24 protein-coding genes and 1 pseudogene are annotated in these 23,925 nt (G+C 66.6%); 5 read left to right on the forward strand and 20 right to left on the reverse strand.

Features of this window, described 5'->3' with window-relative positions; translation table 11 throughout:
- The first annotated feature begins 172 nt into the window (after positions 1–172).
- Both nirB and nirD read left to right on the forward strand, forming a co-directional pair.
- Positions 173–2,728, forward strand: a complete 2,556-nt coding sequence (gene nirB, locus CEX87_RS11230) for a nitrite reductase large subunit NirB (RefSeq protein ID WP_064417474.1) — start codon at positions 173–175, stop codon at positions 2,726–2,728.
- The gene (gene nirD / locus CEX87_RS11235; protein WP_064399951.1) at positions 2,725–3,072 is read left to right on the forward strand and encodes a nitrite reductase small subunit NirD; all 348 of its coding nucleotides are present in this window, start codon (positions 2,725–2,727) and stop codon (positions 3,070–3,072) included. Before nirB ends, nirD begins: the two co-directional genes overlap by 4 nt.
- 85 nt (positions 3,073–3,157) lie before the next feature.
- Here nirD and CEX87_RS11240 read toward each other — a convergent pair whose 3' ends face one another.
- The 11 genes and pseudogenes from CEX87_RS11240 to lysE all read right to left on the reverse strand — a co-directional run bounded on the left by CEX87_RS11240 (position 3,158) and on the right by lysE (position 11,072).
- Entirely contained in the window at positions 3,158–3,838 is a 681-nt protein-coding gene (locus CEX87_RS11240) for a sirohydrochlorin chelatase (protein ID WP_064424731.1), read from the reverse strand.
- Entirely contained in the window at positions 3,835–4,983 is a 1,149-nt protein-coding gene (locus CEX87_RS11245; RefSeq protein WP_064399949.1) for a uroporphyrinogen-III synthase, read from the reverse strand. Before CEX87_RS11245 ends, CEX87_RS11240 begins: the two co-directional genes overlap by 4 nt.
- 186 nt (positions 4,984–5,169) lie before the next feature.
- Positions 5,170–5,739: a GNAT family N-acetyltransferase gene (locus CEX87_RS11250; RefSeq protein WP_094287143.1), complete on the reverse strand. Its 570-nt coding sequence runs from the start codon at positions 5,737–5,739 to the stop codon at positions 5,170–5,172.
- Between the two features lie 26 nt (positions 5,740–5,765).
- Positions 5,766–6,653 (reverse strand): 5-oxoprolinase/urea amidolyase family protein, encoded by an 888-nt coding sequence (locus CEX87_RS11255; protein WP_064399948.1) that lies wholly within the window; start codon positions 6,651–6,653, stop codon positions 5,766–5,768.
- Positions 6,650–7,330 (reverse strand): 5-oxoprolinase subunit B family protein, encoded by a 681-nt coding sequence (locus CEX87_RS11260; protein WP_198957205.1) that lies wholly within the window; start codon positions 7,328–7,330, stop codon positions 6,650–6,652. The genes CEX87_RS11255 and CEX87_RS11260 overlap by 4 nt, the downstream gene beginning before the upstream one ends.
- Positions 7,331–7,405: 75 nt before the next feature.
- Positions 7,406–8,089, reverse strand: a complete 684-nt coding sequence (locus CEX87_RS11265; protein ID WP_066847998.1) for a queuosine precursor transporter — start codon at positions 8,087–8,089, stop codon at positions 7,406–7,408.
- A 12-nt stretch (positions 8,090–8,101) separates the two neighbouring features.
- The gene (locus CEX87_RS11270) at positions 8,102–9,019 is read right to left on the reverse strand and encodes an ABC transporter substrate-binding protein (RefSeq protein WP_094287145.1); all 918 of its coding nucleotides are present in this window, start codon (positions 9,017–9,019) and stop codon (positions 8,102–8,104) included.
- Positions 9,020–9,032: 13 nt separating this feature from the next.
- A pseudogene (locus CEX87_RS11275) lies at positions 9,033–9,281 on the reverse strand (putative sulfate exporter family transporter); the annotation flags it as partial.
- Between the two features lie 41 nt (positions 9,282–9,322).
- On the reverse strand, positions 9,323–9,616 hold the full coding sequence (locus CEX87_RS11280) for an EF-Tu/IF-2/RF-3 family GTPase (RefSeq protein ID WP_094287147.1): 294 nt from the start codon (positions 9,614–9,616) through the stop codon (positions 9,323–9,325).
- Positions 9,616–10,425: an SDR family oxidoreductase gene (locus CEX87_RS11285; RefSeq protein WP_064417477.1), complete on the reverse strand. Its 810-nt coding sequence runs from the start codon at positions 10,423–10,425 to the stop codon at positions 9,616–9,618. The genes CEX87_RS11280 and CEX87_RS11285 overlap by 1 nt, the downstream gene beginning before the upstream one ends.
- A 47-nt stretch (positions 10,426–10,472) precedes the next feature.
- Complete coding sequence (gene lysE, locus CEX87_RS11290; protein WP_064417478.1) at positions 10,473–11,072, reverse strand: L-lysine exporter; 600 nt, start codon at positions 11,070–11,072, stop codon at positions 10,473–10,475.
- A gap of 70 nt (positions 11,073–11,142) precedes the next feature.
- On the opposite strand from lysE, the gene CEX87_RS11295 reads away from it, so the two are divergent.
- Positions 11,143–12,027 carry a LysR family transcriptional regulator ArgP gene (locus tag CEX87_RS11295; protein WP_416171903.1) on the forward strand — a complete coding sequence of 295 codons (885 nt, stop codon included), beginning with the start codon at positions 11,143–11,145 and terminating at the stop codon, positions 12,025–12,027.
- On the opposite strand, the gene CEX87_RS11300 is transcribed toward CEX87_RS11295, so the two are convergent.
- The 8 genes from CEX87_RS11300 to CEX87_RS11335 form a co-directional block, all read right to left on the reverse strand.
- Positions 11,984–12,802, reverse strand: coding sequence for an MOSC domain-containing protein (locus CEX87_RS11300; RefSeq protein ID WP_094287151.1), 819 nt, complete (start codon positions 12,800–12,802; stop codon positions 11,984–11,986). The two genes, CEX87_RS11295 and CEX87_RS11300, sit on opposite strands and share 44 nt — an antisense overlap.
- A 5-nt stretch (positions 12,803–12,807) precedes the next feature.
- On the reverse strand, positions 12,808–13,164 hold the full coding sequence (locus CEX87_RS11305) for an STAS domain-containing protein (RefSeq protein ID WP_094287153.1): 357 nt from the start codon (positions 13,162–13,164) through the stop codon (positions 12,808–12,810).
- Positions 13,161–14,246: a cobalamin B12-binding domain-containing protein gene (locus CEX87_RS11310; protein ID WP_066810829.1), complete on the reverse strand. Its 1,086-nt coding sequence runs from the start codon at positions 14,244–14,246 to the stop codon at positions 13,161–13,163. The genes CEX87_RS11305 and CEX87_RS11310 overlap by 4 nt, the downstream gene beginning before the upstream one ends.
- Positions 14,243–15,901: a PP2C family protein-serine/threonine phosphatase gene (locus CEX87_RS11315; RefSeq protein WP_094287155.1), complete on the reverse strand. Its 1,659-nt coding sequence runs from the start codon at positions 15,899–15,901 to the stop codon at positions 14,243–14,245. The genes CEX87_RS11310 and CEX87_RS11315 overlap by 4 nt, the downstream gene beginning before the upstream one ends.
- Positions 15,902–16,053: 152 nt before the next feature.
- On the reverse strand, positions 16,054–17,214 hold the full coding sequence (locus CEX87_RS11320) for an NDMA-dependent alcohol dehydrogenase (RefSeq protein ID WP_066810827.1): 1,161 nt from the start codon (positions 17,212–17,214) through the stop codon (positions 16,054–16,056).
- A complete protein-coding gene (locus CEX87_RS11325) occupies positions 17,215–18,669 on the reverse strand; it encodes an aldehyde dehydrogenase family protein (protein ID WP_066811381.1) in 1,455 nt (484 codons plus the stop codon).
- A gap of 28 nt (positions 18,670–18,697) precedes the next feature.
- Positions 18,698–19,486 carry an SDR family oxidoreductase gene (locus CEX87_RS11330; RefSeq protein WP_066810826.1) on the reverse strand — a complete coding sequence of 263 codons (789 nt, stop codon included), beginning with the start codon at positions 19,484–19,486 and terminating at the stop codon, positions 18,698–18,700.
- A 121-nt stretch (positions 19,487–19,607) separates the two neighbouring features.
- On the reverse strand, positions 19,608–20,240 hold the full coding sequence (locus CEX87_RS11335) for a TetR/AcrR family transcriptional regulator (protein ID WP_064417482.1): 633 nt from the start codon (positions 20,238–20,240) through the stop codon (positions 19,608–19,610).
- Positions 20,241–20,279: 39 nt separating this feature from the next.
- Here CEX87_RS11335 and CEX87_RS11340 point away from each other — a divergent pair, with 39 nt between their 5' ends.
- Positions 20,280–21,425, forward strand: a complete 1,146-nt coding sequence (locus CEX87_RS11340; RefSeq protein WP_064399933.1) for an ABC transporter substrate-binding protein — start codon at positions 20,280–20,282, stop codon at positions 21,423–21,425.
- Between the two features lie 38 nt (positions 21,426–21,463).
- Here the strand turns inward: CEX87_RS11340 and CEX87_RS11345 are convergent, their stop codons facing one another.
- Entirely contained in the window at positions 21,464–22,552 is a 1,089-nt protein-coding gene (locus CEX87_RS11345; RefSeq protein WP_094287157.1) for an NAD(P)H-dependent amine dehydrogenase family protein, read from the reverse strand.
- Between the two features lie 125 nt (positions 22,553–22,677).
- Here CEX87_RS11345 and CEX87_RS11350 point away from each other — a divergent pair, with 125 nt between their 5' ends.
- Positions 22,678–23,916, forward strand: coding sequence for a cytochrome P450 (locus CEX87_RS11350; RefSeq protein ID WP_064399931.1), 1,239 nt, complete (start codon positions 22,678–22,680; stop codon positions 23,914–23,916).
- Positions 23,917–23,925: the final 9 nt, after the last annotated feature.

The following is a 23,925-nucleotide window of genomic DNA, read 5'->3' on the forward strand; positions in this document are numbered from 1 at the left end:
TTCTCAGCTAGTAAAACTTGAGTCACCTACGCTCATATTCCTTTAGGTCGTTCGCCGCGAGCGAACCCGCAGCATCGGGCTCACAGCGGCCGCGGGTCGATGTGAGCACACCGTGATCGCTGCTTCACACGAGGCGACATTGCGGCAATATCGGCTGCTTAGCGTCGGCGGCATGCGGTCAACAAGGAACGTGGTCGTGGTCGGCCACGGCATGGTCGGGCACCGATTCGTCGAGGCGTTGCGGTCCCGTGACGCCGACGGCCAGTGGCGGGTGACGATCCTCGCCGAGGAAGCCGATGCCGCCTACGACCGGGTCGGGCTCACCGGGTACACCGAACACTGGGACCGCAGCCGGTTGGCGCTCGCGGGCAACGACTACCCGGATGACGAGCTGGTCGAGCTGCGGCTGGGCACGCGGGTCACCGGGATCGACCGGACGGACAAGGCGGTGCTGACCGCCGAGGGTTCCCGGATTCCATACGACGCCTTGGTGTTGGCGACCGGTTCGTATGCGTTCGTACCGCCGGTGCCGGGCCGCGACCTGCCGGCCTGCCACGTCTATCGGACCCTCGACGACCTCGACGCGATCCGGGCAGGCGCCGAAACGGCACTCGCGTCCAAGGCGCCCGTCGGTGTGGTGATCGGCGGTGGTCTGCTCGGCCTCGAAGCGGCGAATGCGCTGCGCGCGTTCGGGTTGAAGACCCACGTCGTCGAGATGGCGCCCCACCTGATGGCCGCGCAGCTCGACGAGGCAGGCGGCGCGCTGCTGAGCAGGATGGTCAAGAGCCTGGGCATCGAGGTGCACACCGGCGTGGGCACCGAGACCATCGCGCCGGCACAGCGCAACCGGCCGCTGCGCAAATCCGACCAAGACGACTCAGTGCGGTTGTCCCTCAACGACGGAAGCCATATCGACACCGGCCTGATCGTGTTCGCCGCCGGTGTGCGCCCGCGCGACGAACTCGCCCGCGAAGCGGGCCTGGAGATTGCCCAGCGCGGCGGTGTGCTGACCGACCTATCCTGCGTCACAAGCGATCCCGACATCTACGCCATCGGCGAGGTGGCCGCGATCGAGGGCCGCTGCTATGGGCTGGTCGGCCCCGGCTATACGAGCGCGGAGGTGGTGGCCGATCGCCTGCTTGGTGGCGCCGCCGAGTTCCCGGAAGCCGACATGTCGACCAAGCTCAAGCTGCTCGGCGTCGACGTGGCCAGCTTCGGCGATGCCCAGGGCCACACGCCCAACTGCTTGAACGTCGTGGTCAATGACCCGGTCAAGCAGACCTACGCGAAGCTGGTGCTCTCCGATGACGCCAAGACCCTGTTGGGCGGAATCCTCGTCGGCGACGCGTCGGCCTACGGTGTGCTGCGTCCGATGGTAGCCAGCGAACTGCCCGGTGACCCGCTGTCGCTGATCGCACCCGCCTCCGACGGCGACGCACCGGGTTTGGGTGTCGGCGCGCTGCCCGACATCGCGCAGATCTGCTCCTGCAACAACGTCACCAAGGGTGACCTGAAGGAGGCCATCAGCGGCGGATGCGCCGACGTGCCCGGCCTGAAGAAGTGCACGCTCGCGGGCACCTCCTGCGGTTCGTGCGTGCCGCTGCTCAAGCAGCTGCTGGAGGCCGAGGGCGTTGAACAGTCCAAGGCGCTGTGCGAACACTTCTCGCAGTCGCGCGCCGAGTTGTTCGAGATCATTAGCGCCACCGAGATCCGCACGTTCTCCGGTTTGATCGAGCGGTTCGGCACCGGAAAGGGTTGCGACATCTGCAAACCGGTGGTGGCCTCGATTCTCGCCTCGACGAGCAGCGAGCACATCCTCGACGGGGAGCAGGCCTCGCTGCAGGACTCCAACGACCACTTCCTGGCCAACATACAGAAAAACGGCAGCTACTCGGTGGTGCCACGGTCACCGGGCGGCGAGATCACACCGGAGCAACTGATCCTGATCGGCGAGATCGCCAGGGACTTCGGCCTGTACACCAAGATCACCGGCGGGCAGCGCATCGACATGTTCGGCGCCCGCGTCGACCAGCTTCCCGAGATCTGGCGCCGGCTCGTCGACGGCGGCATGGAATCCGGGCACGCCTACGGCAAGTCGTTGCGCACCGTCAAGAGCTGCGTCGGCAGCACATGGTGCCGCTACGGTCAACAGGACTCCGTCGACATGGCCGTCGAAATCGAGAAGCGCTACCGCGGGCTTCGCGCACCACACAAGATCAAGATGGCGGTGTCGGGATGCGCGCGCGAATGCGCGGAGGCGCAGAGCAAAGACGTCGGCGTCATCGCCACCGAACAAGGCTGGAATCTTTACGTCTGCGGCAACGGCGGCATGTCGCCCCGGCACGCGCAGCTGCTGGCCGGCGACCTCGACGACGAGACGTTGATCCGGTACATCGACCGGTTCCTGATGTTCTACATCCGCACCGCCGACCGGTTGCAGCGCACTGCGCCGTGGCTGGAGGCGATGGACGGAGGACTGGACCATCTCCGCGATGTCGTCTGCAACGACTCCCTGGGCTTGGCCGCCGAATTCGAGGATGCGATGGCCCGCCACGTGGAGGGCTACGCCTGCGAATGGAAAGGCGTGCTCGACGACCCGAACAAGCTGTCGCGCTTCGTGTCTTTCGTCAACGCCCCCGACGTCGCTGACCCCACAGTCGAGTTCACCGAGCGGTCCGGCCGCAAGGTGCCCGTCCCCATCGGAATGCCGAAGGTGCCCCAAAGATGACAACTCTCAACGACATCCAGGTCTGGACAACAGCCTGCCGCTACGACTTCCTGATCCCGAACCGCGGCGTGGGCGTGCTACTCGCCGACGGCAGCCAGGCGGCGCTGTTCCGTCTGGACGACGGGTCGCTGCATGCGGTCGGCAATATCGATCCGTTCTCGGGCGCTGCGGTGATGTCACGCGGCCTCGTCGGCGATCGCGGCGGCCGGCCGACAGTGCAGTCCCCGATCAAGAAGCAGGCCTTCGCGCTCGATGACGGCGTGTGCCTCGACGATCCCGAGTTCTCGCTGCCGGTCTACCCGACGCGCGTCACCGCCGACGGCCACGTCGAGGTCCGCGGCTGACCCCTACCCGTCTTTGCGCGAAATTGCATTCCAGCAGCGAAAGTTCGAGTGAACACCTGCTGGAATGCCATTTCGCGGCGGTGAGTCAGGCTGCCAGCGGAACGCGGGCGCGGCGGAACCGGTTGGCGATCAACCGCACCATCGCGGGATGGGTGCCCAGCGGGTCGGCCACCGCGTCGGCACCGCTGTCGCGCAGCCGGTCCTGAAAAAGTCCCTCGGCCAACAGGTACGAGGCCACGACCACCCGCCTCGCGCCGTTGCGACGTAGCCGCGCCACCGCGTCGGCGACGCGCGGCTCACCGGTGGCGGCGTACGCCAGTTCGACCCGCTCACCGATCACCGCCGACAACAGCGCCGACGTCTGTCGCAGATCCGACAACGCACCGGGGTCGGACGTGCCCGCTGCGGCGAGGACCACCGAATCGCCCGCACGCCAGCCACATTCGATTAAGCGATCCATGAGCACACGCGCCAACGCGGGGCTGGGTCCAAGTGCCTCGGCAACGGTCACGCCGGGATGTCCACTGGCCGCGACGTGTGCGGGGATGTCGACATTGACGTGATACCCGCGCGCCAGAAATGCCGGCACGAGGATGGTCCGATCGGACAACGTCTGCAACACCTCACTCGGTGTCGGGCCGAGGACGTCGACGAACGCGACGTGGACCGGGGTGCCGAGCGCGGTCGACACCCGGTCGGCGAGGCTCCCGATCAACGCGACACCGCTCTGTTTACGCGTGCCGTGCGCTACCAGTAGATAGCTCATGGCGTGTACGCCAGGTTGTCCTCGACGGCCAGGCGGTAGCCGCGCTTGACGACGGTCGACACGATGTTCTTGTCGCCCAACGCCGTTCGCAGCCGCAAGACGGCCGTTTCAACGGCGTGGGTGTCGGTGCCGGTGCCGGGAAGGGCCCGCAGCAGGTCGGCGCGCGACACCACCGCTCCCGGCCGGTGGGCGAGTGCGCGAATCGTCGCCATGCCCGCCGGTGACACCGGCTTGACGACACCGTCGACCAGGACGCACGTGCCGCGGATCTCGAGCAGGTGCCCGGCCACTCGAATGGTGCGCGAACACAACAGCGGCAGCTCATCGGTGATGTGACGGGCCAACGCCCCCAACCGCATTCGCTCCGGAGCCGACGTCGGTATACCCAACCGAACCAGCGGCCGGGCGGTCACGGGGCCGACGCACATGGCGTGCACGTCTCGGCGGAAGGCAGCGATCACCTGGTTCTCCAGGCCCATCTCCTTGGCCCGCAGCAGCACCGAGGCGACGGCGGGCGCCGACGTGAAGCTGACCGCGTCGAACTTTTCGTCGGCGATACCGGCCACCAGTTGGTCGAAGTCACCGTTGTGTGGCGCCGGATGCCACCGGTACACCCGGATCGGCACGACCTCGGCACCCGCGGCACACAACTCGTCGAGGAACTCGGGAAACGGGTCCCAGTCATCGGTGGCTCCGTGCAACTGCACCGCGATCCGCTGCCCGGCGATACCGCCCTCAACGAGGTAGTGCAGCAATTCGCGTGACGACTCCGAGTCGGGGGACCACTCCTCAGGCAGCCCGGCGGCGCGCAGCGCACCGGTCGCCTTGGGGCCGCGCGACACGACGCGGGCCTTCGCGAGCGCGCCGGTCAGGTCGTTGGCCAGCCCCCAGCCGTCGGCCGCGGCGACCCAGCCGCGGAACCCGATGCCGGTGGTGGCGATCACGATGTCGGGCGGGACGTCGATCAGGCCTTCGGTGTGGGCGCGCAGCTCGTCGTCGTCGGGCAACGGCACCATCTGGATCGCCGCCGCGCTGGTCACCGTCGCACCGCGGCGGCGCAGGAGCGCGCTCAGCTCGTCGGCGCGCCGAGCGGAGGTCACGGCTACCCGGAATCCGGTCAGCGGCGCCCAGTCCGGCTCAGTCATGGAACCTGTGTAGGCAGCGCATGTTTCCAAGCGATTACTTGGCCATTTCCGAGGCGTGTCGGCACCGCCCGCAGCCTGCAGAACGTCATGAAAGCCGACGTTAACGAGGCGTTATTGCGTCAACATGCCGTGCGGTGACCCCGCCGTGAAATTCCCCTCACCCCACACCCGGTGCGGATGTGAGTCTCACCAGACGTCGCCGTCGCGCCAGTCGCAGGTGATCTCGGCGCTGGTGTCGAGTTCCACATTGACCGGCAGCACGAACAGCGCGTTGTCGTCGTCGGGAGTGCGGGTCAACCCGGCCGGCGCCAACACCGACGTCGGCCCCTGCCACGGCAGCCAACCGCGGGCCGTGTAGATCGGCCTGCCGGCCTCCGTCGCGCTGAGGGCCCCAAGTTGATACGCCCCGCGGATCACCTGCTCTGCGGCGTCCATCACCGCGCGGGCCAGGCCTTGCCCGCGCCAGTCCTCACTCACCGCGACCGCTTCGACGTAACCGCACCGCAGCGCGGTTTTGCGGTACAGCAGCCGCCGTTGGACCACTGCCGCATGCGCGATCAGCGCTCCGTGGTCGAAGATCATCGCGTGCATGCCGCCCAGCGAGTGCTCCCAGTCGACGTCGGTGAACGAGCCTTCGAAGGCGTCGATCACCATGCGCTTGGCGTCCGCGCGCGTCTCCGGGTCGAGGTCGGAGGTATGGATCAGCCGTGCGCTGTGGATGCGCACGACGGGAGCATACGGATCCTGAACATGCACACTGCTTTTCTACCAGCGCGGTGTGACTAACGGTCCCCGAACGGTCGGCGCGGCCGCGACCAATGCATCCGCACCGTTTGCCCGGGCCGCACCTGAGCGACCTTGTCGATGTCCTCGTCGGCGACCACACCGATCACCGGGTACCCACCCGTGACCGGGTGATCCGGCCCGAGGATGACGGGAAAACCGTTCGGCGGCACCTGAATTGCGCCCCTTGTGGCGCCCTCGCTCGACAGTTGCCGGTCCGGCCAGCGATACTCGAGCGGCCCGCCGACCAACCGCATGCCCACGCGGTCGCTCTTGTTGGTCGCCTGCCAGTTCGTGCGAATCAATACATCCGGATCGACGAACCAGTCGTCGCGCGGGCCGGGCACCACAGTCAACTCGAGCACGTCGTCCTCAATGGCCGCGACGGGAGCCTGGTCGAGTTCGGGGAAGTCCTCGGTGTGCTCGCCGACGGGCAGCACATCGCCTGTCCGCAGCGGCTGCGGACCGATCGCCGACATCACGTCATACGACCGCGAGCCCAGTACCGGTTCGACGTCGATGCCGCCGCGCACCGCCAGATATGTCCGAAGGCCGGCACGCGGCGCACCGAGCGAGATCACCTCACCGTCGCGGGCGTAGTGGATGCTGTTGGTGCCGAACAACGCTCCGTCGACGGTCGGATCGGTGTCGGCGCCGGTGACCGCGATCGCGATATCGTCACCGTGCACCCGCGCCGCCAGCCCGCCGAACGTCACCTCGATGGTGGCCCGATCGCCGGGGTTGGCCACCAGCCGGTTGGCCAGTGTGTGCGAGCTGCGGTCGGCGGCGCCGGAGCGGCCCACGCCCATATGCGCCAAGCCGGGCCGGCCCAGGTCCTCGACCAGAGCTAACGGTCCGGAGCGCAGGATCTCCAGCGTCGTCGTCATGACTCGACCGCCCGGAACTGGACCCACATGCCCGATGTCAGCAGCGCCGGGCTGTCTCGGTTGATGTCCCACAGCACCGCCGAGGTGCGGCCGATCAGCTGCCAGCCGCCGGGCGACTCGCGCGGATAGATACCGCTGAACTCGCCCGCCAGACCCACGGCGCCGGCAGGCACCTTGGTCCTCGGCTCGGATCGCCGCGGCACCTCGAGCCTGCGGTCACCGCCGACGAGATAGGCGAAGCCCGGTGCGAACCCGCCGAACGCGACCCGCCACATGCTGCCGGTGTGTGCGGCGACGACGTCGTCAGGGGTCAGCCCCGTCAGTCGGGCCACCTCGTCGAGATCGGGTCCGTCGTAGACGACGTCGATGGTGAGGTCGGCGCGGCCGCCGGCGGGTGGTATCAGCTCGGCCTCCGGATCGGCGTCGATGCGCAACCCGCCGAGACGCTGTCGCGTCGGCGCCTGATATCTGGGCTCGGCGAGCTTGACCAACACGGTTCGCGCGGCGGGGACGATGTCGAGGACGCCGGGCAGGTCGGCCCGTCGGATCGCCTCGCTCCACGCCAACACCTCGGCGGTGGTGTCGAACTCGAGCAACAGCGCCCGATCCCCGTAGTCGCGGATCGGCATCGCGCCGGCGCCCGGCACGTCACGTTCCATTTCGGCTGTCACGGTCATACCTGCGAAATTACCCGCGAGTAGCTTGCAATACGCCTGCTCTATGAGCCTTGCCAGAGGAGTTTTAGCGATGCCTCAAGCGGCGGGCCGATACGTCGGCTCGCGGCGCTTGATGAAGGCGATCACCCGGTACGTCACGGGCAGCACGACCACTTCCACCGCGGTCTTGTAGACCCATCCCAGAGCGGCGTACACCACGAACGAGCGCATATCGCCGAATCCGATGATCGGTGCGGCGATGGCACAGAACACCAACGTGTCCGCGAACTGGCCGACGACTGTCGAGCCAAGCAATCTGGCCCACAGGTGCTTCTCTTTGGTGCGTGCCTTGATACGCACCACCACCCAGGCGTTGACCAACTGTCCCACGAGGAAGCCGGCCAGCCCAGCGGCCGCCAACCCGGTGATGGACGCGACGGTGCTGGCGAGCGCCTCCTGGTTGGTGTAGTCGGGCGCAGCAGGGAGGTGCACGGTCGCCCACAACACGAGTACCGCCAACGCCTGCATGCAAAAGCCGATGATCACCGCGCGCCGGGCGGCTTTGAACCCGTATACCTCGCTCAACACATCACCGATGACGTAGGTGAGCGGGAAGACGAGGAATCCACCGTCGGTGAGCAACGGCCCGAACGCGACGCCTTTAGTAGCGGCGATATTGGATATCAGGACCAAGCCGGTGAAGACCGCGACCAGCGTCGGGTAATAGGCCGATCCCGTGGTCGCGAACCCGCGGTGCTCGGCCTCAATGTCGGCGGTCACCGCGCAATCTTCTCAGGCGAGGGCTTGGGCGATGCGCGCCGGCAGTTGGTCGGCCACCAGCGGGTAGGACAGCGGTGAGGCGAAGGCGATCGCGCCCGCGAGTTCCTTGCCCGTGAAGACGTTCGCCGTGCCGCGCTCGGCGACCCTCGGCTCGGCCAGCAGCGCGGACTGTTCCTCGTCGGACTCGGTGGCCCAGATCAGCACGTCGGCACCGAGTCCGTCGGTGACGCTCAAGCCCATCGCGGTGAGGAACTCAATGCGCCACGCGGGCGCCAGGGCCTGCGGTTCTCCGTTGTCCAGCCGGCCCTGCAACAGCGCCACGGTGTTGCCCGCGAAACCGGGATTGCTTTCGGCGACCGCGATGAACCTGTCGCCGACGGTGACGAGCAGCGCCTGCATCTCGTCGTGTTTGAACACCGCCTGCCCGATGGTGGTGGCTTGTTGTTTCCACGGCTCGAAGAACGCCTCGGCACCAGCCTGCGCGACGGTCGGCGCGATCTCCGACAGCCTCGAGTAGGTGTCCGAATCGAGTCCGGCGTTGGTGGCGACGATGAGGTCGGGGTTCAGCCCTGCGATCTGGTCGACCTGAATGCCCTCGGCGAGGCTGAGCACGGCTGGTTGTGCAGAGCCGAGTTTGGCTCGCGCCCAGGGCCATACCGCGAACGGTTCGCCTCCGAACCAGTCGGTCACCGCGACCGGTACGACGCCGAGCGCGAGCAGGTCGTCCTGCTCGGTCAACCCGGCGCTGACCACCCGCGCGGGCGGACCGGGGATCTTGGTCTCGCCGAAGACGTGCTTGACGGTGACCGAGCCGTCCTTGGCCACGGTGCCGGGTTTGTCCGAACCGCATCCGGCCGTGAATCCGGCGGTGACGAGCGCCGCGCCGGCGGTCATCGTCAGGAAGCCTCGTCGATTCAGCCCCGTGGCCACCCGGCGAGCGTAGCTAACCGACCTGGAAGTTCCCGAACAACACGACGGCCAGACCCAGTGCCACGACGATGTTCACCACGGTCGCCGAGGCGAACAACGCCACGGGTCGCCAACCAGCCTCCCGCAGCCCCCTTAGGGAGAACTCCAGGCCGATCGCGACGAACGCGAAGATCAAGAACCACGTCCGCAGGTCGTTGACCGTGCTGATCGCCGACTTGTCTCCGCCCCACGACAGATACAGCGTGCCGATGATCGACGCGGCGCCACGCGCGGGCATCCGTTGCGATCAGCGCGAATCGAACCTCAGCAGATGACGGTGGTCGACTCGATGGGTGCGGCCTCGCCCGACGAGGTGAGCACATCGCCGCGGTTGATCTGCGTCCGCTCGATGTCCTTGAACAGCACGCCGACGGTCTCGCCGGCGCTCACCTCGGCGCGCCGCTTGCGGAACTGTTCGATGGCGGTGACGGTGATGCCGGGCCCGCCGTTGATGTGCACGGTGTCATCGACATGCAGGGTGCCCGACTCGACCCGGCCTGTCGCCACCACACCGCGGTTGCGGATCGCGAAGACGTCCTCGACCGTCATCCGGAACATCAGGAATGCGACAGCTTCTTGTTCGCGTAACGGGTCAGCCAGCCCGGCGAGAACCGGGAGGCGATCGTCATCACCTTGGTCTGCTTGCCGACGGGGAAGTGCACCTGGTGGATGGCCCGCCGCAGCCGCGACGGTTCGATGGCCTCGAGGATCGCGTCGGCGATGTCCTGTGCCGTGAGCCGGATGCCGAGCGAGTCCGTCGTGCCGGTTCTGACGTCCTGGGTCATCGCGGTCTGCACATACAGCGGCCACATCGCGATGACCCGGATGCCGTATCGGTTCCACTCGATGTCGAGCGCCTCGGTGATCCCGCGGACGAAGAACTTGGTGGCGCTGTAATTGGCCAGCTCGGCCTGACCGTAGATCGCCGACGCGGAAGACAGGTTCACGACAACCGAGCCCGGGGTTTTTCGCAGGTAGGGAAACGCCGCATACAGACCGTTGACCACGCCCTTGGCGTTGATGTCGATCTCCTTGTGGTGACCCGCGATATCCATCTCCTCGAAACGACCGGCGCGCAGGATCCCCGCGTTGTTGATCATCACGTCGAGCCGGTCACCAGCGGCCTCTGCGAACTCCCGCACTCGCGCGGCCATCTCGTCGGGGTCGGTGACGTCGAGATGGCCGGTGTGCACGACACCGCCCAGCTGCTCGATGTCGTCGGCCAGCGATTTCAGCCCGATCTCGTCGATGTCGTAGCCACCGACGACGTATCCGTTGCGGGCGAACGTCAGCGCAGTGGCGCGCCCGATTCCGGCGGCGGCCCCGGTGATGAAAACGGATTTACCTGAGGCGGAGGGTTTCGTCATCACCTCTTCATACCCGCTTCCTCGACGGCGACATCACCGCGATTGTGTCAGGCGAAGGCCAACGACAGGCCGAGTCCGATCATCGAGGCCGCGATCACTCCGTCGAGCACACGCCACGTCATCGGCGTGGCGAACAGCCCGGCCAACCGCCGCGCGCCCAGACCCAGGCTGAAGAACCAGACCGCGCTGGCGGTGACCGCCCCGACGCCGAACAGCCAGCGTCCGTCGCGGTGTTCGTTGGCCAGCGCGCCGAGAAGCACCACGGTGTCGAGATAGACGTGCGGGTTCAACCAGGTCAGTGCCAGGCAGGTGACGAGCACCCCGAGCAGGCGGGACGGTCCTTCCTCGGAGGGGGTCAGCGCGGAGGGCCGCAGGGCGCGTCTCGCCGCGAGGATGCCGTAGCCGACGAGGAACGCCGCGCCGGAGAATCTGGCCACCTCGAGTGCGCCCGGGTGTGCGCGGATCAGCACCCCGAACCCGGCGATGCCCGCGGCGATCAACACGACGTCGGACACCGTGCATACCGCAGCGACCGCCAGCACGTGCTCGCGGCGGATCCCCTGGCGGAGCACGAACGCGTTCTGTGCACCGATCGCGGCGATCAACGCCAACGAGGCCGAGAAACCCATCACCAGCGAAGAGGTCATGGCTTGACGGTAGGGCTGAGCCTTGCATCAATACAGCTAATGATTCTCCTGCTGCATTAGCATCATTAATGTGACGGTTGACGCTCAGCAGTTGGCGGCCTTCGCGGCGGTGATCGAACACGGCTCCTTCGACGCGGCGGCCGCGCAATTGCACGTCACTCCGTCGGCGGTCAGTCAGCGCATCAAGGCGCTCGAACAGCGGGTCGGGCAGGTGCTAGTGGTCCGCGAAAAGCCCTGCAGCGCAACAACGGCAGGCGTACCGCTGTTGCGGTTGGCGGCGCAGACCGCGTTGTTGGAGGCCGAGGCGCTGGCCGAAATGGCCGGTGGACGTGGCGGCGCTCCGCGAATCGCCATGGCGGTCAACGCCGATTCGATGGCCACCTGGTTCACCGAGGTGTTCGCCGCCTTGGGCGATGTGCTGTTCGACATCCGCATCGAAGACCAGGACCACTCGGCGCGGCTGCTGCGAGAGGGCGTGGTGATGGGCGCGGTGACGACCGAGCGCACGCCGGTCTCGGGATGCCGCGTGCAGCCTCTGGGGGTTATGCGTTATCTACCGGTGGCCAGTCCCGGGTATCGCGACCGGTATCTGCTCGACGGCTTCACTGCCGCAGCGGCCGCCCACGCGCCGTCCCTGGCATGGAACCGCGACGATGCTCTACAGGACATGTTGGTGCGCAAGGTGTTTCGTCGCGACCTATCCCGCCCCCAGCATTTTGTGCCGACGGCGGAGGGCTTCGGAGCCGCGGTCGAAGCCGGATTGGGGTGGGGGATGTTCCCCGAGGCACTGGCCCGGCCCCGCTTGGACGACAGATCATTCGTGCGGATCACCGAGGCGCATCTCGATGTCCCGCTGTTCTGGCAGTGCTGGAAACTGGATAGTCCGATCGTCGACCGAGTCACGGACGCGGTCACCGCTGCGGCGGGCGTACTCGCGCCTTATCGCCGGTACTGACGGTGCCGACGGTGACAACCTCGGCGTAGACCCCTGCACACGGCGCCTTACCGAAGCCCGGCACCTCGACGCGATTGTGGTCCAGCAGGTACCGCACGGCATCCGGAAGGCGTTCGGTCGCACCATGTCGCAGGGTCGGAACGGCGCAGCGTGGGGTGGGCAGGGTGACGCGTAGCGTGGCCTCACCGAGCTCGATTTGGGCTCCCACCCATTCGTTCTCGACGAAGGGCTCGGACCCGACGTCGATGACGACGTTGGGCCGGTACCGCAGCGCCTCAGCGATGCCCACGCCGATCGCGTCCAGAGTGGCGATGGTGATCAGATGCACCGGCGAGTGGTCGACGAACGCGCCGCCGGGTGCACCCTGCCCGAGTTCGAGCAGCACCGGATCGAACTCGGCGTCGATGCCGTGTGCGAGCACCTCCAGCGGATCGGACCGCTCGAGAACTACGCCGGCAGCCCGCTCGTCGGCGACATGCACTGTGCGCCCGAGCAGTTCGGACAGCGGCTCGGCCGCCTCGATGACCGGCATACTTCGTCCGTCGGGCAGGGTAACCGTGACGCTACCGTCCTCGCCGGTCGTCGACGCGCACTGCAACAGGGTGCTCCATCGCCGCGGGTGCTTGGCGGTGGCGACTCGTCCGGTCTCCTCGTCGATGAGGGCGTACCGGCGGTCGCCGTCGACGCCCATCGGCCCGATCCGGACCCGGTCGCGTACTTCTCCGAGCATCGATTTCACCGGGTAGCGGTGCAGCGCGGAAACCCGTCCGGCCATGTCGCTCAACCGATCTCGATTTCGTCGGAGCGCTGGGGAGCGGTGGTTTCACCCGACGTGAGATGTTCGAGCAGGCCGGTGATCTCCAGGACGCGGTCGAGCTGTCGTGGCCGGTTGTCGAGGTGCAGCTTGAGACCTGAGCGTGTCACCTCTCGGTGAATCACCAGCAGCGCCGACAGTCCGGTGGAGTCGAGGAACTCCAACTGGGCGAAGTCGAGGTGCAGGTCTGTCACGCGGGCGTCGGTGGAGAGCAGCTCGGAGACGGCGTCCACGACGGGTGCGGTGTGTCCGTAAGCGAGGTCGCCCGCGACGTGGATGCGTGCCGAGGGAATCGCGACGTCGGACTTCAAAGTGAGCGTCATGCGATCGGTGTGGTGTCGGGGACCAGGGCAATGCGCGCAGCGGCCAGGTGGCGCTGAGCTCGGGGAAAGTCTTGCAGCTGAGCGGAAAGCAACTCTAGTGCGGGAATCAGCGAGGCCGCCGGTACGTCACGGGAACTGAGCACCTCGGCCGTCCACACGATGAACCCGGTGAACAACTCGTGGTCGTCGATGTAGAGGGCGGTCGCGAGGAAGTCGACGATGTGGGCGATGTCCTCGGTGGTGTGTTCGCGCTGCGCCTCGCTGTAGTCCCGCATCGCGGGGAAGCGGTTCTCCAACTCGGCGACGGTCGACTTGACCAGTTGCGGTTTGGCGGTGCTGATCATCGAGTACTCCTGGTCGGCCAGGTGCGGTAGCTGCTCCGCCGCCTGCCGGTTCGGGGTGAGGCGTAGTCGACCGATGTCGGCGCGCAGGCACTGCGCGGCTGCCCGGGCATCCGGTGCCCACGCGTCGGCACCGAGAAGCCGTGCGTAACGGCCGTCGGGGCCGAACGCGGCGCCGCCGACGAGCACCGAGACGCCCGCGGCCTGGCACGCCGTGATCGCGGCGTGCGCGGTGGGTAGGCGAGTCGGGATCGAGCACGATAGCGCGACCGCGTCGGGCGCGTGCTGATGCAGATGCGCGACCAGGTGCGGCGTCGGCACCTGGGCGCCGAGGAAGTCCACCCGCCAGCCGCGCAGGCGCAGAACTTCCGCGAGCAGCCGGGCGGGTAGCGCGTGCCATTCCCCGTCCACGCAGGCCACGGTGACCCGCCCGGCCTCGTCAGTGGATTCGCCGGAGGGGTGCTGCGACAGTGCCGCGATGACGCGATCGTTGATTGCGGTGGCCGCGTGCTCCTGCGCGACGGTGATCCGGTTGGCCGCCCATTCGGCGCCGACCCTGCGTTGAACGGGCGCGATCACCTCGAGCAGGGCATCCTCGGGCGTCATTCCCGCGTCCACCGCTGCGAAGACGGCCGCAACCGCGGTCTGCTCGTCACCGCCGAGCGCCGCTTGCCACAGTCGCTCGCGCACCGTTGCGGGATCGGCGGCGGCTGTTCCCGCGCCGATGTTCGATCCGCTCACGCTATATACCTGCCTGCAGTGTGGCCGTCGACCGCACTGAGATGTGTCCGGCGCGGCGCCGTGATGGCTACGACGGCCATGTCGTCGTGTTCCCGATCGGTTACCCACTGCGAGGCGAGCATCATCATCCGCTCGACGACCGCTTCGGCGGGCAGCGCCGCGCATTGCGCCAACGCGCCGATCAGGCGTTCTTCGCCGAAGGCCTCCTGGCCGAGTGGGCCGCCGCGGGCTTCGGACAGGCCGTCGGTGTAGAGGAGGCACGTCTCGCCGGGGGCCAGCGAGACCTCGGTCGAGCGCGCTTTGAACTGCGGCAGCGCGCCGACCAACATGCCACGGGTGTCCGTCTGCTCCACTGTTCCGTCGTTTCGCACGATCAGCGGGGGTGGGTGCCCGGCACAGGTCAGCCGCAACTTCAACTGACCGTCGCGGTGCGCAACGGAGGCGAGCACCACCGTGGCGAAGCGGCTGTTGTCGGGGGTCAGCAGCGCGCTGTTGAGCAGCTTGAGAACCGCTTCGTGCTGGTCGGCCAGGGGCGCGAGCGCCTGCAGCGTGTTGCGGATCTTGCCGCTGAGTACCGCGGCCTCCAGGCCCTTGCCGCAGACGTCACCGAGAACAACAAGGGTTTCGCCGTCGGCGTCCACGGCGGGATGGACGTCGTAGAAGTCGCCACCGACCAACTCATGGTCTGCTGACGCACGGTAACCGCCGGCGAGCTCGAAATCCCCGTTCGGTCTCAACGGAGGGGGTAGCAGATCGCGCATCAGGGTGCGGGTGATCGCCGACTGTTCGGCATACAACCGCGCCGCGGAGAGCGCCGCACCCGCACGTGAGGCGAACAGCCGGGCGAACCGTTCCTCGTTCTCGCTGAATGCCGTGTGCGAGCCGCGGCGCAACAACACGAGCGCGCCGGCCGGAACGCCGTGGCCGGGCAGCGGCGTGATCAGGACCGACCCGACCTGCCCGACGAAGTGCGATGGAATCAACCAGTCGGGCACCGACGCGGGGTCGATCCAGCGCGACGGGACCGGCGGGAACCGGCGAAGCGCCTCGCTGAGGCCCGACACCTCGGCGGGGTCGGCTTCCACGCTGCGGTGTTCTGCGGCACCGTCGGCTCCGCTGCAGACGACAGGCATCCGCTCACCCCTGACGGGTGCGACGACCACCGCGGCGTCCGCCAGATGACGCTCCGCCATCTGCGCCGTCGCCTCCATGCAGCGCTCGAAGTTCAGCGATGCCATCAGCACCGCAGAGACGTCGTCGAGAAGCGCAGCGCGCCCGCGTTCCCTTGCCAGCTCCTCCTGCGCATCCCGCAGCGTCCGGTGGGTGTCTTCGACCAGCCACCACGCGACCTCACCGCCGGGCAGCGCCGAGGGACGTGCCTCGAAATTGCGCCCTGTGAGCTCCCCCCTGGTCGACGCCTGCGCGGCGTCGACCACCTGGTCTCGCAGAAATCGGACATGCGCGCACGTCAACCACGGCGGCGCAGTGTCAACGAATCTGGCCCCGACCTCGGCGTCTGGCAAGAGGGAGCGCGCGGAGTCGCTCAGCCCGCGTATGACACCCGCGCGGTCGACCATGACCACGGGGTGAGGAACAGAGTGCCAGCCGGCTGCTCCACCCGGCGCCTCGGTTCTCACGCTTCTGTCGCTGGTCATCGGTCACCGTGGAAAGCCACGTCGGAACTGGAAAGCATCACACCCCTGCAGGCAGGCAGACTTACTGCGAGGCGTGGGCTCAGCCCCTGAATGAAACCGACTCTACCCTGCACCGCTGCGAGTCGTTCCGAAACGCCGTCGCGGCTGCGTACTTAAAAGGCGATGACCCCGCGGATGTTGCTGCCGGCGCGCAGGTCCTTCATCGCCTCGTTGATGTCGTCGAGCTTGTACTTCTGGGTGATCAACTCGTCGAGCTTGATGGCGCCCGCCTCATACATCGACAGCAGCCTCGGCATGGCTTCGCGGGGATTCATCTCGCCGTAGAGGACCCCTTTGAGGGTCTTACACGAACTCACCATGTCGGGCAGGCTCAGCGGGACCATCATGTCGCTGACCTTCGCCATGCCGGTCAGCACGCAGGTGCCGCCCTTGCGCAGCAGCATCAGCGCCACCATCACCAGGTCGGCTGGCACCACTCCCGGCGTCAGTACGACGCGGTCTGCCATGACGCCCCAGGTGATCTCCTTGACCAGTTCCAGGGCCGCGCCAGCGTCGACGGCGGTGTGCGTGGCGCCGAAGGTGGGAGCGATCTCCCGTTTGAACTCGTTCGGGTCGACGGCGACGATGTGCTTGGCGCCGGCGACCTTCGCACCCTGCACGGCGTTCATACCGATACCGCCCACACCCACCACCACGACGGTGTCGCCGGGTTCGGTTCCTGCCGCCACCGAACCGGAACCGAACCCTGTTGTGACACCGCAGGATACGAGGGAAGCCGCTTCCAACGGCACCCAGTCGTTGATCTTGACTAGTGAGCGCTCGGACGCGATCACGAATTCGGAGAACGTGCCGACCTGCATCATCGCCATCAGGTCTTCGTCGCCGACGTGGCGCCTGCACGTGCCGTCGGTGGTCATGGCCTTGCTGTAGATGTCGGCGCCGACGTCGCACAGATAGGTGTGTCCGGTCACGCACCAGCGGCAGCTTCCACAGGCAGGGAAGAACGAAACAGCAACGTGGTCACCGGGTTTGAGCGTCCTCACCTCGGGGCCGACGTCTTCGACGACGCCGGCTCCCTCGTGCCCGCCGAGCATCGGGAACCACTCGGGCACCGGCACACCGGAGGCCCGCATCAGTTCTTCCATCTCTGGACTGGGCACGCTGTCGCCGGTGTAGAAGTGCTCGTCGGAATGGCAGATCCCGGCGTAGGCCATCCTGACCAGCACCTCGCCGGCGCGGGGTGGGTCCAGTTCGATGTCGGTGACTTCCCAATCGATGCCCACTCCGCGGAGCACGGCGGCTCGAGATTTCATCTACGACTCCTTTGGCCAGCCGACAGTCTTGGTTTCGGTAAAGATTTCGAGACCTTCGATGCCGCACTGCCGTCCGACACCGGATTGCTTGTAGCCGCCGAAGGGGGCGTCTGCGCCATACCAGAGGCCGCCGTTGATTCCGAGGGTCCCGGTGCGGATCCGGCTCGCGACCGACTTGGCTCGGTCCAGGTCGTTGGCGAACACCACGCCCGACAAGCCGTAGATGGAATCGTTGGCGATGCGGACCGCATCGTCGTCGTCGTCGAATCCGATGACCGACAGCACCGGGCCGAAGATCTCCTCCTGGGCGATCGTCATCCGGTTGTCGACGTCGGCGAAAACCGTTGGCTCGACGAAGAACCCCTTCTCGAGGTGCGAAGGGACGTTGCCGCCGGTGACGACCCTTGCCCCTTCCTGCTTACCCTTCTCGATATAGCCCATCACCCGGTCCTGCTGGCGCTTGGAAACCTGAGGGCCTTGCAGCACGGAGGGGTCGGTGGGGTCACCGTACTTGTTCTTCTCCATGGCGACCTTGACGATCTCGACCGCCTCGGCGTAGCGACTGCGGGGCACCAGCAACCGGGTCGGCATGGCGCAGCCTTGTCCGGCATGCATGGATATGAACGCGCTGCCGCCCACCGATGCACTGAGGTCGCCGTCGTCGTCGAGCACCAGATACACCGACTTGCCGCCGAGTTCGAGGAATGTCGGTTTGACGGTGTCGGCGGCGGCCTTCATGATGCGCCGGCCGGTCGCCGTCGACCCGGTGAAGGCCACCATGTCGACGAGGGGAGAGGTCGAGAGCACCTCGCCGACCAGATGATCCGACGAGGTGACAATGTTGATCACCCCAGGCGGAATGTCGGTCTGCTCGGCGATGATCCGGCCGATGCGGGTGGCGTTCCAGGGTGTATCGGGAGCGGGCTTGAGCACCATCGTGTTGCCCATGGCGAGAATCGGCCCGATCTTGTTGAGGATGATTTCGAACGGAAAGTTCCACGGCGTGACGACGCCGACGACTCCGACAGGTTCCTTCCACACTTCACGGGCAGCGAGGGTCCCCATGCCGAACGCATCCTTATCGGGAAGTGTTCGCTTCCAGGGGAACTGGCTGATCATATCGGCCGGCCAGCCCAGGGCTTCCTTGAGCGGCACGTCGAGCTGCGGTCCGAACGTGCTCAGCAGCGGGCAGCCGGCCTCCGCGATGAGCTCGCTGCGGATCTCCTCGCGTTCGGCCTCGAGCGCCGCCTGCAGTTGACGCAGTCCGGCAGCACGGGCCTGTCCGTCTCGCGACCAGTCGGTGTGGTCGAACGCGTGGCGGGCGGCCGCCACCGCCCGTTCCATGTCGGCGCGGGTGCCGTCGGCGGTGCCGCCGAGAACCTCCTCGGTCGCGGGGTTGATGTTGTCGAACTGCCGGCCTGTTTCTGATTCGACGAGCTTGCCGTCGATGAGCATGCGCGATTCGTGTGTCACCGAGTGTCCTTCACCACTGTCGAAGTTCGGCCACCGCGCCCGACGGTCTGGGAGCCAATGTCAGGTATGGGATGAAACTGCTGTTTCCGCAACGAAGTACGTTGTGCACGACGTCGACGAGGTGATCGGCCTCGACGAGACCGCCCTGCATGTAACCGTTGTCCATCCAGAACCGGATGGCGTTCTCGAGCGCCTGCGGATCCCAGGTTTTGTTGAACTCGGTCTGGGAATCCCCTTCACCGCCGAAGCAGTCGCCGACCGCCAGGCGGGTGAAGCCGATGTTAGGGTGTTCGATCCGCCAGGCCTCGACCAATTTGTCCAACGCTGCCTTCGATACCGCGTAGGCACCCAGCAGGGGCCATGGGGCGGAGTAAGAAGCGCTGAGCGACGAGAGGTAGACCGCCGAACCCGCGTTAGTGGCGAGATGAGGTGCAGCCGCCGCGGTGATGAGTGAGGCGCCGGTGACGTTGGTGGCGAAGAGATTTGCCCATTGCTCGGCCGTCACCTCGGTCAGTGGGGCGAGAACACCGACGCCGGTCGTGTAGACCAGCGCGTCGAGACCCCCGAATTCTTCGACGACGGCTGTCATGGCGCGTCGACAGGCATCCGCGTCCGTGACGTCACACGCGACGGCCACCGCACCGCTGCCCGCCTCCTCGGCGGCGTTCTCGAGGCGGTCACGACGACGCGCGAGGAACGCGACCCGGGCACCCTCCCTCGCGAGCCCGACACCGATGCAGCGGCCGAGACCCGCGGACGCTCCGACTACGGCGATTCGCAGTGGTGGCGCGTCTGACATCAGATCTCCTTGAGACGAGGGCGAAGCAACATTATCAGTCCGGTAGAAGAACAATAATCAAAAATGGAAACGCTCATTTTCATACGGTAGGCCATCATCCCGGGTCGCGAATCAACCACTACTACCGCCTGACCACCTTGCGCGGCTCCGTAGCGAAGCTGAGCAGAAGCCGGTCGAGAATGCGTGCCGCCCGACCGCGCGCGCGGCCGGGGCTTTTCGCGTGTGCCACCAGGAGCGCGCCCTCCTCGAGCGATGCGACGAGCATGTGCGTGAGCTCGGTAACGGGCAGATCGTCGATGCTGCCTTCGGCGATGGCATTGCGCACCATCTCGTTGATCAACGCGATGCTGTTGTCCTCCTGGATCGCGCGAAGTGTCCGCCAGCCCAAGACGACAGGCCCGTCGACCAGCATGATGCGCTGCACCTCGGGTTCGAGTGCAGACTCGAGAAAGCCGTGAAGACCTGCGCAGAGCCGCTCCCACGAGTCCGCGCCGCGCGGCGGGGAGGACAGCGAACGCAATGTGAGGTCTCGCTCGACATCCTCGAACACCGCGCGGAAGAGCGCGGCCTTGTCCTTGAAATGGTGATAGAAGGCGCCGCGGGTGCCGACGCCAGAAGTCGTGACCAAGTCGCCGATGCTGGTGTTGAAGTATCCCTTCTCCACGAACAGGACGCGACCGGCGTCGACGAGGTCACGACGGGTTTGATCTCCGCGAGCGCGTCGTTCGGATTCGGTGCCACCACGCTTGGCCATAGGGTCATCCTAGCGACATTCATTGTGTATGTTGCGGGGATGGCAGAGGAAAAGGCCCGCGCATACGGTTCAGTGGCCCCGCTGAAAGTCGGTCTGCTCAACGACTATCCGACCAGGTCCAGCACCGAGGACGATACGCTGGACACGTTGCGGCTGGTGTTCGAGGAAGCGGGCTCCGCCGGGCTTGTCGATCGGCCGATCGAAGTGGTGCGGCGCGACGTCATCGGCCTGCCCAATGGCACCTACCATGCCGTCGAACGCGGTTACGACGAGCTGGTCGCCGAGGGCTGCCTGGTCATCTTCGGCCCGTACGTCTCCGATAACGCGGTGCCGCTGTCCGCGCACGCCGACCGCGTGGCCAAGGTTCCGAATCTCATCCTGTCGGGATCGGAGGAGGCGCTGGGGGAGTGGACGTTCGCGCTCAACAACGGGTCGATGCCCGAAGAGCCGGTCATGCTTGCCGCGGTGATGCTCGGCGACGCAAGGTCGCGCATCGCCATCGCTTATGAGGCCTCTCTCATCGGCAAGGAGTATCTGGCGTTCGCCGAGAAGGCTTATTCCGCAGCGGGATTGAAGGTCGTCGCCACGGCGGCCATCCCTCAGGTCGAAGCGGACAAGGAGGCGGTGGTCGCCCAACTGCGGGCGGCCGGTCCCGATGCGCTGGTGCACGTCGGTTTCGGCCACGGGTTGTGGGGCTTCTCGGACGCCTTGGAGAGTGCCGGCTGGGATCCGCCGCGCTACACCACGACGGCGTTCGAGATGGCGCACATCAACGCCGAGTGGATGCATCACCTGCGCGGCTGGATCGGTCTTGACAGCTACGACGAGCGCAACCGCGTCGGACAGGCCTTCCTCGACCGGTTCGAGGCGCGCTACGGACGCCGACCGGCGCACTCGATGCCGGGCCTGTGTCACGACGTCGCGACCGTGATCGCCCGCGGCTTGGCGGCTGCGAGGCCGCTGACCGGCGAAGGTGTCAAGCACGGAATCGAGCAGGTGAAGCTCGTGCCGTCGGCGAGCGGAGCCCCGGGGACCTTCCTCCGATTCGGCCGTTACATCAGGCAGGGTTGGCTGGGCTCCGATTACCTGATCGCGCGCCGAGTGCTACCGGACGGAAGCGGACACGTATTCCACACGGCGCCGAGCGACACCATCGCACGCGCGGTGAGCGCCTGCCGAGACTGAGCTGGGCGCGACGGAGGCGCGAATGTGTCTCCAGAAGCTCAGTTTCGGCGCTGGCTGCCCAGCTGGATCGCACCGAACACCGGTGCCGTGACGATCCCCGGCGGCTGGGCCCTCACGTAAGGGATCGCCCGGACTGCGCCCATTGCGATCATCAGATGCCCCGGTTGCGCGTGCCGCCCGTTGGGCACCTTGCCGTCCCAGCCGACGTCGAGCGCGAGCTCGAAACTCGGTTCGCCCTTGATGACGGCGCGGATCAGCGGCGCCTTCTCTCCCGGGGCAAGCGGCGTGAGCCCCCACTGGGGCAGATCCCGCGTGAGGACCCATTCCTCGTGGATGGCCAGCAGTGGGCGGCCTGACCAGTGTCCGACCCATGAGAACCGTTGGCCGACGACCGTTCCCGCCTCGATAGTGCCAGCCGTCACCTCGAAGTCGTGCGGAAGCGTGGTGGCATCAACGGAGACCTCGACGTGCGACAGCGTGACGCCGAGAACGTCGGCGGTGGCGTTGAGCGCCTGACGATACGCCATGTCGAGCTTCTTGATGATCGGCGAGTCGACGCTGACGTCCTCGGGTGCTCGGCCCATACCCATCAGGTCGACGAGCATGGGTCGGCTGTCGACCGCCGAGACATCGGTCGCTTCGTAGAGGTCGATTCGATCGATTGACTTGCTCAGCCCCGTCACGGTCGCCACCAGGCGTTCGAACATGATTCCCGGGTTCTCTCCCGCGGCGTGGAAGCGGGACTGTCCCGTCCGGGATGCTTCGACGAAAGCGGCCTCGGTCTCGGCGCCGTAGGTCGGCAGGTGGTTGTAGGACGTCGTCGTGATGACGTCGGTACCCGCCGCAAGCAGTCGGCAGATGTCATCGGCGTTGGTGTCAACGGCATGGGCCTTGCTGGCGGCATGGATGACGACGTCGGCACCGAGTCCGAAGATCTCGTCCTTGTCCGTGGTAGCGAGGACGCCGGTGGTCGCCGGAAGGCCGCACAGCGACCCGGCGTCCTGTCCAGCCTTCGCCGGGTCGTACACCAGCACGCCGGCCAATTGAAAATCAGGGTTCTCAATGAGTTCGGCGAGCGCAGCGCGACCGACGGCGCCCGTGGCCCATTGGACGACTCGAGTTACCAATCGATCGCTCCTGGTGTGTTTTTCGCTGAGGCTTTGGCTTGACTCCGGCCAAACGTACATGATGGAGGTCGGCAACCACCAGGGTGTATGTTGATAGCGGCCGATCCGCAGTGAGGAGTCGTCGCATGTTCGAGCCGGCGAGCGTCGAAGATCTCGAGCAGAGTATTCGAGACGCTCAAGACAAATTCAACGCAGGCATGGGCGCCGACGGTGACGCCACGCCGTACCCCTTCCTCAAGGAGCTGCGGGCACAGGCGCCGGTGCATGCCGGGTGGCCCGAGATGGGGATGATCGGCAATTCGGAAGACGGCCCGCCGACCTTCACGGCGTACACGTTCGACACCGTCAAGGCGATCTTCACCGACAACATCACCTTCAGCACCCGGTGTTACGAGGACGTGGTACGGCCACTTCAGGGCCCCACCATCCTCGAGATGCAGGATCCCGAACACGCGATTTACCGCAAGCTGCACGAGTTCGCCTTCGCTCGCTCATCGATGAAGCGTTGGGATACCGAACTCGTCGGCCCGCTGGTGGACCAGACCATCGCGAAGATCAAGGCCGCCAAGCGGGCCGACCTGGTCGACGCGGTGTTCATGCCAATTCCGGTACGTGTGATCGCTGCCCTGTTGGGTTTGCCCGATTCCGATGTGCTGCATTTCCACCGACTCGCGATCGACCTGCTGGGCTTCCGCGCCGACATGGACCGCGCGATGCGGGCGTCGGCGAAGATGAAGGAGTACTTCGTCGGGATTCTGGCCGAGAAGCGGAAAGCGCCCAGGGATGACATGGTGTCGATCCTCGCGGGTGCGGAGATCAACGGCGTCAAGATGTCCGACGAACAGATCTACGGTTTCATGCGCAACCTACTGCCCGCGGGCGCCGAGACCACGTCACGCTCGACTGCCAGCCTGGCCTACGCATTGCTCACCCATCCTGATCAGCTCGACGCGGTGCGCGCCGACCGCAGCCTGCTGCCGCAGGCGATCGAGGAAGGCATCCGCTGGGAAACCCCGCTGCTCAATTTCATGCGCGAGGTCACCTGCGACACCGAGATCGGCGGGGTTCACGTACCCGCGGGCGCGACGATGATGCTCAGTCTCGGCAGCGCGAACCACGACGAAACGCGGTGGGACGAACCGGAGGAGTTCGACATTTTCCGGGAACGCAAGCCGCACATCGGGTTCGCGCACGGGGCCCATGTCTGCCTGGGCATGCATCTGGCTCGGCTCGAGACCACGAAGATCTTCAACGCCTTGTTCGACGAATTGCCCGGACTCCGGCTCGATCCCGACGCGCCTGCGCCGTACATCACCGGGACGATGTTCCGCTCGCCCTCTCGCCTCGACGTCGTGTGGAATTGAGGGGCACCC

Source organism: Mycobacterium lehmannii (assembly GCF_002245535.1).
GTDB classification, from domain to species: Bacteria; Actinomycetota; Actinomycetes; order Mycobacteriales; family Mycobacteriaceae; genus Mycobacterium; species Mycobacterium lehmannii.